Annotated in this window: 10 protein-coding genes and 2 tRNA genes; 11 read left to right on the top strand and 1 reads right to left on the bottom strand. The window is 45.2% G+C overall.

Annotated features, from left to right (window positions below):
• Positions 1-746 precede the first annotated feature (746 nt).
• From leuB to M2277_RS05160, 8 genes are all read left to right on the top strand, one after another.
• On the top strand, positions 747-1,823 hold the full coding sequence (gene leuB / locus M2277_RS05195; protein ID WP_280754291.1) for a 3-isopropylmalate dehydrogenase: 1,077 nt from the start codon (positions 747-749) through the stop codon (positions 1,821-1,823).
• A gap of 173 nt (positions 1,824-1,996) precedes the next feature.
• Positions 1,997-2,536 carry a peroxiredoxin gene (locus M2277_RS05190; protein WP_006212244.1) on the top strand — a complete coding sequence of 180 codons (540 nt, stop codon included), beginning with the start codon at positions 1,997-1,999 and terminating at the stop codon, positions 2,534-2,536.
• A gap of 281 nt (positions 2,537-2,817) precedes the next feature.
• Entirely contained in the window at positions 2,818-3,225 is a 408-nt protein-coding gene (locus tag M2277_RS05185) for a hypothetical protein (RefSeq protein ID WP_006212243.1), read from the top strand.
• A gap of 328 nt (positions 3,226-3,553) precedes the next feature.
• Positions 3,554-4,678: an ATP-binding protein gene (locus tag M2277_RS05180; RefSeq protein WP_036639707.1), complete on the top strand. Its 1,125-nt coding sequence runs from the start codon at positions 3,554-3,556 to the stop codon at positions 4,676-4,678.
• Between the two features lie 82 nt (positions 4,679-4,760).
• Entirely contained in the window at positions 4,761-6,266 is a 1,506-nt protein-coding gene (locus M2277_RS05175; protein ID WP_280754289.1) for a leucyl aminopeptidase, read from the top strand.
• Positions 6,267-6,370: 104 nt separating this feature from the next.
• Entirely contained in the window at positions 6,371-7,336 is a 966-nt protein-coding gene (locus M2277_RS05170) for an aldolase catalytic domain-containing protein (RefSeq protein ID WP_006212240.1), read from the top strand.
• 176 nt (positions 7,337-7,512) lie between these two features.
• Positions 7,513-7,586, top strand: a tRNA-Pro gene (locus M2277_RS05165).
• Positions 7,587-7,663: 77 nt separating this feature from the next.
• Positions 7,664-7,734: transfer RNA gene (locus M2277_RS05160), tRNA-Gly, on the top strand.
• A 96-nt stretch (positions 7,735-7,830) separates the two neighbouring features.
• On the opposite strand, the gene M2277_RS05155 is transcribed toward M2277_RS05160, so the two are convergent.
• The gene (locus tag M2277_RS05155; protein ID WP_076151547.1) at positions 7,831-8,109 is read right to left on the bottom strand and encodes a site-specific integrase; all 279 of its coding nucleotides are present in this window, start codon (positions 8,107-8,109) and stop codon (positions 7,831-7,833) included.
• 504 nt (positions 8,110-8,613) lie between these two features.
• Here M2277_RS05155 and M2277_RS05150 point away from each other — a divergent pair.
• From M2277_RS05150 to M2277_RS05135, 3 genes are all read left to right on the top strand, one after another.
• On the top strand, positions 8,614-9,432 hold the full coding sequence (locus M2277_RS05150; RefSeq protein ID WP_280754288.1) for a DUF4183 domain-containing protein: 819 nt from the start codon (positions 8,614-8,616) through the stop codon (positions 9,430-9,432).
• Positions 9,433-9,560: 128 nt separating this feature from the next.
• Positions 9,561-9,845, top strand: a complete 285-nt coding sequence (locus M2277_RS05145; RefSeq protein ID WP_006212237.1) for a DUF4183 domain-containing protein — start codon at positions 9,561-9,563, stop codon at positions 9,843-9,845.
• A gap of 696 nt (positions 9,846-10,541) precedes the next feature.
• The gene (locus tag M2277_RS05135) at positions 10,542-11,099 is read left to right on the top strand and encodes a hypothetical protein (protein WP_006212235.1); all 558 of its coding nucleotides are present in this window, start codon (positions 10,542-10,544) and stop codon (positions 11,097-11,099) included.
• Positions 11,100-11,274: the final 175 nt, after the last annotated feature.

The raw sequence follows: 11,274 nt of genomic DNA, 5'->3' as shown, positions 1-11,274 counted from the left end.
CAAGACAGCAAGGAGCACGAAGCGAGTATCAAGTAGCAAGACAGCAAGGAGCACGAAGCGAGTATCAAGTAGCAAGACAGCAAGGAGCACGAAGCGAGTATCAAGTAGCAAGACAGCAAGGAGCACGAAGCAAGTAGCAAGTAGCAGAAGCCAGAAGCAAGAAGTAGTAGCCAAAAGCCAAACCACTACTAACCAAGTATCCCTTCATGACTTCATGAGATTACCTTCAAGCCGCCGTCCGATGCCTTTTGCAAGGGCGGCTTTTGTCCCCCTTCTCACCCTTGTGATCAGGGAGATTCGCATCCGCTGGGACGCTATTTCGCTCTGCTTCGAAGCGGCGGAGAGGACGAATCGATTCCGGAAAAGCGAAGCGGTCGCCTTTGGAGCCGAATTTCAACCATTAAAACATAATCCAAGAAATTCGGCGACAACAGCGATTGGAGGAACGATACGTACTCGGAGCCCCCCATAAACACTTCGAAGCTCTGGCATAAACTCTTCGGAGCCTCCACATAACCCCTTCGAAGCTCTCGCATAAACTCCCCGAAACACTCGCTTAAACTCCTCAAACCCTCAGGCTCATTCACACACGCCACCATCTCCCTGATCACATCCCCCTCTACTTATAGGCAAAACAAATTAAGTTCATAGTTTCTATATCTTGGTCAATCGAGGGGGAAGTATGTTACAACAGTAACTAGATGATTAAAATGACCAGTGCATTTATAAATAAGGAGTGACGAAGGATGGCTGAAACGAAGAAAATCGCCGTAATTGCCGGAGACGGTATCGGTCCTGAAGTAGTAGCGGAAGCGGAAAAAATTATTAAACGTACCGAAGAGGTATTTGGTTATTCTTTTACAACAGAGCATGCGCTGTTTGGCGGCATTGCCATTGACGAGAAAGGAACGCCTTTGCCTGAAGAAACGTTGAGCGTGTGCAAAAGCGCCGATGCGGTACTGCTTGGTGCGGTAGGCGGACCGAAATGGGATAACAATTCGAAGGAGCTTCGTCCTGAAACCGGTTTGCTTGGCATTCGTAAAGAGCTCGGCTTGTTCTCCAACCTGCGTCCGGCCGTCATTTTTGATTGCTTGAAAGACGCTTCCACATTGAAGCCTGAAGTTCTGGAAGGCACGGACCTGATGGTCGTTCGCGAGCTGACGGGAGGTATTTACTTCGGTGAGAAGTTCAGACGCGAAGGTGCTGGCGGCGAAGAAGCGGTAGATACTTGCGTGTACAACACAGCAGAGATTGAGCGCATTGTGCATCAAGCTTTTGAGATCGCTCAGAAGCGCCGGAAGAAGCTTGCTTCCGTTGATAAAGCAAACGTTCTTGAAACCTCCCGTCTATGGCGCGAAACGGTAAACCGCATCGCTCCTGAATATCCGGATGTGGAGTTGGAGCATGTACTTGTGGACAACTGCGCGATGCAGCTCCTGCGCCGGCCGTCCAGCTTCGATGTTATTGTAACCGAGAATATGTTCGGTGACATTCTGAGCGATGAGGCAGCTATGCTGACAGGTTCCATCGGCATGCTGGCATCAGCATCCATGGGTGAAGGCGCCTTCGGATTGTATGAGCCCGTGCACGGTTCCGCACCTGACATTGCGGGTCAAGGCTTGGCGAATCCAATCGCAACCATTTTATCCGTAGCTCTGATGTACCGTCTTACCTTCGGTTATGAAGATGCCGCGTACGCGATCGAGCGTGCAGTTGCCGAGGTGCTTGATGCCGGACATCGCACAGCGGACATCGCCGTGGATAAGAGCAAGGCGCTCAGCACGACCGAGATGGGCGATCTGATCGCCGCAGCTATCCGTTAATACAGGAAGCAGCTGTTCAAGAAAACTTCTTATTTATAATAATTATAATAAAGTAACCTTTATAATCTTGACTTTGATTAGCCTCGATGATAACATTTCTATTAAATGTTCATAGGAACATAGAATGTAGGAAGTAATCATTTTTCTTACATATGTTAAGGAGGAATTCAATCATGGCAGAACGTTTGGTTGGTAAAGCGGCTCCTGATTTTACAATGGAAACCGTATCAGGAGACGGTAAAGATTTTGGAAAAGTTAGCCTGTCCGACTACCGCGGCAAATGGCTCGTATTCTTCTTCTATCCGCTTGATTTCACTTTTGTATGCCCGACTGAAATCACGGCATTGAGCGATGCTTACGATCAATTCAAAGCATTGGATACTGAAATTCTGGGTGTGAGTGTTGACTCTATCCACAGCCACAAAGCTTGGATCAACACTTCCAAAGAAGCTAATGGTCTGGGAACATTGAATTTCCCACTGGCTTCCGACATCACCAAAAACGTAGCTAAAGACTACGGTGTTCTGATCGAAGAAGAAGGCGTTGCACTTCGCGGCCTCTACATCATCGATCCTGAAGGCGAATTGAAATATCAAGTTGTTAACCATAACGACGTAGGCCGCAGTGTTGAGGAAACCCTTCGTGTTCTCCAGGCACTTCAATCCGGCGGATTGTGCGCTATGAACTGGAAGCCAGGCGACAACAACCTGTAATTCCATTTCGTTAAAGTTAGGACAACCCTCATTATCTGACATTATGTGCAGGTAGTGGGGGTTTTTTCTCACTGATTTTATTGGATGATTTAGGGGAAGACTCTTGTTTAGAGAACTGCGCTTGCGTTGATATATAATTAAAGATATAGGCTGACAGACTTACGGTTAGGGAATATGGCCCAAATTTTTAATCAAGGTTTTTTTCATGAAGGAATTAGCGTGAGTGAAAGCGAATACAATATTTTGAAACGGTGGAGAATCCATGGAGGAGGGTGAACGATATGAGTTTTTGCTGTGGGGCTAGTATGATGGGTACAAAGGGTACACTGAAGCATTATCGCACTCAAGTACATAATGTTCCCCTGCTGTTTTGTCCGGTCTGCCATCGCGTAGAGGTACATCATCGGGTGGAGAATGAGTATGAAATATTAGCCGAATACGCCCATGGTGACGGAGCATCCCAGGTGGATTTTCAGGATTATGTGATGGAAGATGAGGATGCGATATTTGAGAATGTTGTCAACCGCGAGTCGGAGGATCCCCTTACGGTTGTTCAGAGTCAGATTGATATGTCGTTAGATCTCTTGGTGGTTGCCAAATGGATGGAGGATGAGAAGTGGCAGGGCGAACTGAAAAGACGGCTTGCTGTAATGAGTCAGCGCAGGCTCCGGCTCCAGAAGCAACCTTAATTCAGGAATTAATTAAGCCTCGTTAATACCCGGGGCTTTTTTAATGTTTCAAATCCCAACCCATTGGTTAATGATTTATGTTATTTGTTAGGAATGAGGATCCTATCCTTTACATATACGTAAATGCATAAGCTGAGATTATGGTATTTACAAGTAATTTTCCATTTTTCGACAGGATTTCTGATTGACGTTTCTTTGTCTCGATGACTATCATGGAAGGAAGCAGATTCGGGCTGCTTCTGATTCAAAGGCGGACAAGCTGATTTTTCTTGCATGAATTTTTTGTCGGTTTGGTGAGTTCAACTTTTCAAGAAAAGGGGGAGCCATCTTGTTGAGTCAAATCCGTGAATCTGAGCTGCAGGCTATTCGTTCTTTTCATTCCAGCCAGCTTATAAGGAACAAGTATGAAAACATACTGGAGAATCTCGACAGCGGGATTATCCTGTTTGATAGTGACGGAGTCTTGGCATTTGTGAATGTACAGATGGCTAAACTGCTAGGTGTATCCCGTAAATCGCTAACTGGCTGTACATTGACCCAGCTGGTGCGTCATCCCCAGCTCTCCAGATTCAAGAAGAGAAAAGTACTGCGCATTTTTCGGGAGACGGTGTTTCATCGAAAAAGATTCCATGAACTGGTAGACGAATATGGCAGATCGTGGTTGATCACTATGACCTATGGGGATCAGATGGAAGGCGATTTTCTGATCAGTGTAAAGGATGTATCCGACTTCAAGCGAATAGAGCAAAGCGCTTATCAGAATGACAAGCTGGCCATGCTGGGAAAGATCTCCGCATCCATTGCCCATGAAATACGCAATCCGCTGACATCCATCCGTGGCTTCATACAACTGCTTCGTCCGCATCTTGTAAGTTTAGGGAAGGACGAGTACGCCAGAATTATACTAACGGAGATTGATCGCGCGAATGATATTATATATGAATTTCTGAATTCCTCCAAGCCCTCGGCACCAGAGACCAAGATTGTGTCCGTATCCTCATTATTGAAGGAAGTAGTTCTTCTAACAGAGAGCGAAGCACTCATGAAGGGATGCCAGATCAATCTGCATACCGATGAGACCCCGCCTGCGTACATTTCCGTGGATGTGAAGCAGATCAAACAGGTAATTCTGAATATTATCAAGAATGCGCTGGATGCCATTAATGAACACCATGACGAGAACATTACAGGCATGATCGATATTTCAGCCCGCGATAACGGAAAGCATATCAAAATCTGTATTTCCGATAACGGGGGCGGCATGGATCAGAACACCTTAAATCATCTGTTCAATCCGTTCTTCACAACGAAGGAGAGTGGAACGGGTCTTGGACTATCCGTGAGTTACAGCATTATTAGAAATCATGGTGGTTCGATCGCAGTGGATAGCCAGGTCGGCGCCGGAACGGAGTTTGTGATTACTTTCCCCAAGCTGGAGGTTTCGGAAGTTTAAAGTTAGTTGCACCTAGAACAATCTTAAATGAATACGAGAGCAGCTGTTCCGATGGAATGGCTTTTTCTTTTTGGGAGGATCCATGATGAAATGGACAATAGAGAGTGGCCTAACCCCTGAACATATTCATTGTGATGCCATATTTGTTCCCGTTACAAAAACACAAACAGTGGAGGGCGGTATTTCTGAATTTTGGGATCCGCTGCTGAAGGACTTGGAGGATAGCCGTTTGTTTGACGGCACTCCTCATCGGACATTCGTATGGCCGGAAAGTTTCCGTGGCAGAACGCGACTGCTCCTGTTTATAGGGTGTCCCGAAGGCATCCTGACAGCTGAACAGCTGCGGTTAGTAGCGGCTCAAGCGGCTAAGATCGGCACTAAATCAGGTATACGCAGTGCTGCGATTCAAATTCCGCGAACGATGGTCAGCAGCATGGCTGAACAGACGCCTCGGGATGCTGCGCAGGCATTAACGGAAGGTTTTATCCTCGGAAGCTATCGAAAGTCTCAGTATAAGCGTGATGCTTCTGAACGAACGGAGATTGATGAAATCGTCTATTATATGAAGGAAAAAATGGACCCAGCATTTGAAGCACATTGGGCAGAAGGTGTGTCTCGAGGCGTAGCGGTTGGGGAAGGAACCTGCCTGGCACGTGATTTAACGAATCTGCCTGGCAATATGCTCGTACCGGATGATCTAGCCGGAAAAGCCCTTCAGCTAGCCGAGAGGTACGGTATGGAAGCTCAGATATTGGACGAGCAGGAACTCGAGGAGAAGGGCATGGGCGGGCTACTGGCCGTAGGTAAGGGCAGCATCCATCCCCCGCGCATGATCGTGATTCGTTATCAGGGGCTGAATACGTGGAATGATGTGATCGGCCTGATTGGCAAGGGGGTCACGTTTGATACGGGTGGTGTGTCCCTGAAGCGGGCGTCCGGGATGGAGGATATGATTAGCGATATGGGCGGAGCAGCTACGGTGCTGGGCGTAATGGAAGCGCTGGGACGGATTCGCCCGAAGGCCAATGTGGTGATGGTGATCCCGTCTGCCGAGAATGTGATGAGCGGCAGCGCTTATAAACCCGGAGATATCATTACTACGCTGAGCGGACGTACTATCGAAGTGCTCAATACGGATGCAGAGGGCCGTATTGTTCTTGCGGATGGAGTAACGTATGCCAAGGAGCTTGGTGCGACGCGCTTGATCGATGTTGCCACATTGACCGGGGCGGTTGTTTCGACGCTTGGAGACGTAGCTACAGGGGCAGTTACCAATGATGAGGCCTTTCTGGAGGAGCTGATTGCCTCTTCCCGGAGGGCAGGTGAGAAAATTTGGCCGCTGCCGTCTTATCCCGAATTCTGGGATAAATTGAAGAGCGAGGTAGCGGATATACGAAATCAAGCCGGTCGCGACGCCGGAACGATAACGGGTGGTCTTTTTGTGGGCACATTTGCTGATGGACTGCCATGGGTGCATTTTGATATTGCAGGAACAGCGTACTTGTCCAAGGAGAGGGGAGTCGATCCCAGAGGGGGGACCGGCGTGCTCGTTCGTACCATCACCGACTGGATATGCAGGCAGTCGTGATTTCCTTTACAAAAACGTGCGCCCTGGAGGACAGTTGTGCTTTACTTTTCAACCGGCATTCAAGTATGATGAAGAGAAAATTGCCGAGAGGAGTTTAGCTTAGAATGATTAAGAGCAGCCAGACAAAAATTGTAGACTGTACCATTCGCGACGGCGGACTGGTGAACAATTGGGATTTTAGTGTGGAATTCGTACAAAATTTATATGCAGGCCTGAATGAGGCTGGCGTGGACTATATGGAAATCGGATATAAAAATTCTCCTAAGCTCTTGAAGGGTGCGGATCAAGCCGGTCCTTGGCGTTTTCTGGATGATGAGTTCCTGAGAGAAGTCATTCCTCATAAAGGCAAAACCAAACTGTCTGCCCTTGTGGATATCGGCCGCGTGGACGAAGACGATATTTTGCCGCGCGAGGAAAGTCTGCTGGATCTGATCCGCGTAGCTTGTTACATTAAAGATGTGGATAAAGCGCTGGCGCTGGTTCAGACCTTCCACGATCGGGGTTATGAGACTACGCTTAACATTATGGCGCTTTCCAATGTGATGGAGAATGAGCTGCTGGAAGCTTTTGAGATGATCAGGGAAAGCGTCGTGGATGTGGTATACATCGTTGATTCTTACGGAAGCCTTGATCATAAGGACATGGAATACCTGGTTAATAAATTTAAGACACATCTGCCGAATAAGCGTCTTGGCGTTCATACCCATAACAACATGCAGCTGGCATTCTCCAATACTCTGGTTGCTGCCGACCTTGGGGTTGAGCTGCTGGATGCGTCCGTGTACGGAATGGGACGTGCGGCTGGCAACTGTCCGACCGAGCTGCTGGTTACCCATCTGAAAGGGACCAAGTACGAGCTGCGTCCGGTTCTGGATATTATCGAGCGTTACATGATTCCTCTGCGCGAGAAAGAGGAGTGGGGTTACATTATGCCCTACATGATCACAGGTACGCTGGACGAACACCCACGCTCCGCTATGGCTCTTCGCGCTTCGGATGATAAGGATAAAATCGTGGATTTTTATGATAAATTGACGACGCCGGAAGTAACTTTCGACAAGAACAAATAAGGATGCTCCTGGCATCACGTTATTTCTCACGGTTAAAACAAGGCAGCATCTTTCCCTCGCGGAAGGATGCTGTTTGTTTGCTTTCGTTGTTCATATTAATTTCCATAAAATACATGTTGAAATTATACTTTCAGCGTGGTATATTTATTTTTGTCTTCAAAAGACAACATCATCATCGGGACGTAGCTCAGCTTGGTAGAGCACCTGGTTTGGGACCAGGGGGTCGCATGTTCAAATCGTGTCGTCCCGATTCGCTTACGTTTTAGGACCTCGCAAAAGTAATCAGAATATGCCCCGAAGCATAGCGTCATTTTTGTAGGTTAATATGCGGGTGTAGTTCAATGGTAGAACTCCAGCCTTCCAAGCTGGTAGCGTGGGTTCGATTCCCATCACCCGCTTAGCTTTAAGAAATGCTTGAAACCCTTGTGCCACAAGGGTTTTTTGTTTGCCCTTTTTTCGACAAACAGTTGACGACTTTCTTCCAAGGGGGCAGATTAGGGGGCAAATTTGATCCATTTTGGATTCAGCTCCTCTAACTGGTCAGCTGCAGCCCGACTAATGGCTTCAGATTTATGCGTATAAATGTTGGCCGTTGTGTCCATCTTCGTATGCTGCAATCTCTCCTGTATGGTTTTGAGATCCATGCCGCACTCTCGCAGCAGCATCTTCTTTACGTCGCCCTCGATCTTATTTCCTTCTTCGTCCAGCGTGATTTGTTTCACGATCCATATCGCAGACCTCTCATGATCAACGTCAGGCCATTCTACTGCCAACAATTCCCCCGCCTAAAGCCTCCAAGGATTGCCCCGGTAAAATACAGCCGCCAGTAAGCAGGGAGGGTATAGAGGGCTGTCAGAAGCTTCACTTCCTCTTGTTTTGTATAGGCGTGTTTTCTTGATAGAATCAGTATCCGGATCTAATCGCTGAGATATAGCTCTTTCCTTGAAATTAGGATCAAAAAACTCCAATTGTTTTTTTCTTGAGAAATATCAGTAGTAGTAATGTTGGTCTCCGGAGATGAAGTAGAAGGTTGATGAGCTCAGTTAAGAATGGGCTCAAGGAAGTAATTCTGATCGGAAAATTGGATTGGGTCTTAGAGTCATTTCTTAGGTATAACGAACTGGGATCCCCCTAATAATAACGCCTAATTTTTATCTCGGAATGGTTCCGGTTTGTTTGATACAAGTTATTCGTCCACCCCCCAAATGTGCATTTGACATATAGATATGATCATACACACAGTCATGAAGTCTAAGGGAAGGAGGCGTAAATGAAGGATGGCAGCTAAACGTAAGTACAAATGTTTAAAGGCAAAAAGAAAATACAAATATACCAAAAGAATTAAAAAAACAGTTTTTCGTAAGAAACCCCTTTGTAAGAGGCGGTTATCAATGTGGTGTTTATTAAATAGAAGAAAGCAAAATCTTCAAGCTGCAATTGATCAGCAAGCCTTACAAGCTGCAATACAGGAAGTTAAATCCGAAATGAAGGCTGAGTTAGATAAATGGTGTGAAATGCAGAGATCCCTAAGCCAGCCAGGTATTCAAGGGATTTCAGGTCCGCAAGGGATACAAGGTATTCCGGGAGCTCGAGGAGAACGAGGGATTGATGGATCTGAGGGTCCCCCAGGAATACAAGGCCTTCCGGGATTACAAGGAATACAAGGAGAGATAGGTCCTCAAGGAATACAAGGAGAGATAGGTCCTCAAGGAATACAAGGAGAGATAGGTCCTCAAGGAATACAAGGAGAGATAGGTCCTCAAGGCCCTCCTGGACCTGTAGTAATTCCTGAAGTTACCATCTCGCCTACGACAAACCGTTATTTTTATCAACCGGAAACAGATTTGGATTTAACCATGTCGGTTACAATTCCAGCCAGTTTTTTCACCAACGATTTGGGGGCTCCAGTTGCGGATTTCTCAGCACTCGACCCCAATAGTTTTAACAATCTTTATATAAATGGAATTCTTCAGCCGGGTAATTCGTATGATGTAAACCATACCAGCTTATTATTTCCGGCACAAAGCACCATAATCTATGCGGGAACCCCTATCGTTTTAGAAGCAGTACAGCTAACGGCGAATGTTACTGTCTAGTAATTTTTAGAAGAATGCCCTCACTTCTCCCGAACCCTCTGCATTTATTGTACAAGAGGATCAGGCATGTTTTCTAAGTTTTGCTTGAAAATCTGTATGATTCTCAAGAATGAAGGGAGGCGATGAAAATGCCAATAGTACCACCGTATCAAAACAGTAGAAGATTCACTGCTACAGCGGGTGCTGGAACGGGAACAGGAACAACATTCGCGATTGCAGCAACAGCGTTTATCAATGATGCAGGAACAGCCGCCACGGTATTTCCGAGTACATTCAACTATTACAACCTTTATGTGAATGGTATAATGCAAACGGCTGACGTTTCTTCTGTTACAACAACGACGATTACCATCCCTGATGGCGACACGTTAGATCCTGGAACTCCACTTATAGTTCAATTCGTTGTCTCTTAATTCATGCTGGTTTTCAAAGAAAGACCTGCTCTGATTTTTAAACGAGCAGGTCTTTTCTCTGATTTCAAACCAAAGGGGAATTTTGATCCTTCCCGGATGACGTTGTCGGTACTACTAAATCAATGGATAACGAACATCGAACCCTGACCATAAGGCTGTTTGATGAATATGAAAATACGGAGTTAACAGGGATTGTCGTTCTGATCCACACGTTTAGACGAGAGATCAAATTGTCCATGGCTGAAGGTGAATGGCATTGGATTAAGATCGATGAAATTGAAAATAAATTACGAAGGCCCCACCTTCATTTTGAAGTGCCCCCCTTTTTGTGGACCGTTTGTCGCCTTTGACAGAAGAACAAGCTTTGAATTATTTGAAAAGCAGCACATAATGAGGTTTGGGCAACCTCTCAAAATGATGCTAAAGATCTTGCAATGAGAGCAGGACAAAGTTTCTTTACTGGACCTGAAAGTCATCGTGCAAACGGATATAATGAGACCTACTACTATTACCATTACCATGGAGGAAAAGATACTAGTCGCCAGATTGGTCATATCTTTTACGGAACAGCAGGTAGCTTGGGGCTTCAAAAAAGAAAACAAGTTAATCTACAAAGGATAAGTTCTTACTCTAGTACCTTCTTAATATTATTCAAAACACGGATTCATTAATTCTAAATAATAAGAGGTTTATAAAATGCAAATAGATATCCAAAAACTTTATGATAAGTATATGACTTTAGACATTCCCAACCCTTTTAATTTAGAACAGATCGATCAGATTCTAAAAGATAAATATTTTGCTGTAGAAACGGATCTTGAAAATTTTTCAGGACTAAGATTTGACCCTTACGAGAATTTTGATGAAGCAGTTAAAGCATATAGTTTTAGAGATAAAAGGGGTATTAAGGAACTTTTTAAACTTAATTCGGAAGAATATGATGAATCTTTAGTCCCTAATGGAATTAACTTAACTGTGAATTCAAAAGATAATATGTATATTTCAGGTGGAACCGAGATAGGTGGCTCTAATTTGTTATCTATTGAAACAGCAATTTTTTTTGGAATTGATAAGGAAGAAATGACACTGGGCAATGAGCGATTCGAGGACTATTTGGTTGCTCTATATTTGGCTGGATATATACAATTCGAAAATGATACAATATTAGAAGATGTTTACAAGCGATATAGGGATAGCTACTTGTTAGAATATTATGGTCCTTCCAGTGGTCGTGGAGGAGAGAAATTGTATTAAAGCAATGTTAACCCATGGATATGTACAAAATTGTAGGATAGCCGATTCAAGTCAATTCAGATAATTGATTCGCGTTCATTCTTTTATCGACATAAATGCCTTTAGGTATTTGTATCTTGGTCTTTGATTACTTCTATTTCTGCTTTCATGCATCGAAGATGTCGTAACTCAGCGT

The organism is Paenibacillus sp. LBL (genome assembly GCF_029893715.1).
Lineage (GTDB): Bacteria > Bacillota > Bacilli > Paenibacillales > Paenibacillaceae > Paenibacillus_AQ > Paenibacillus_AQ glucanolyticus.
The sequence above is the reverse complement of the archived record's forward strand: the minus strand, read 5'-3'. Positions and strand labels throughout refer to the sequence as shown.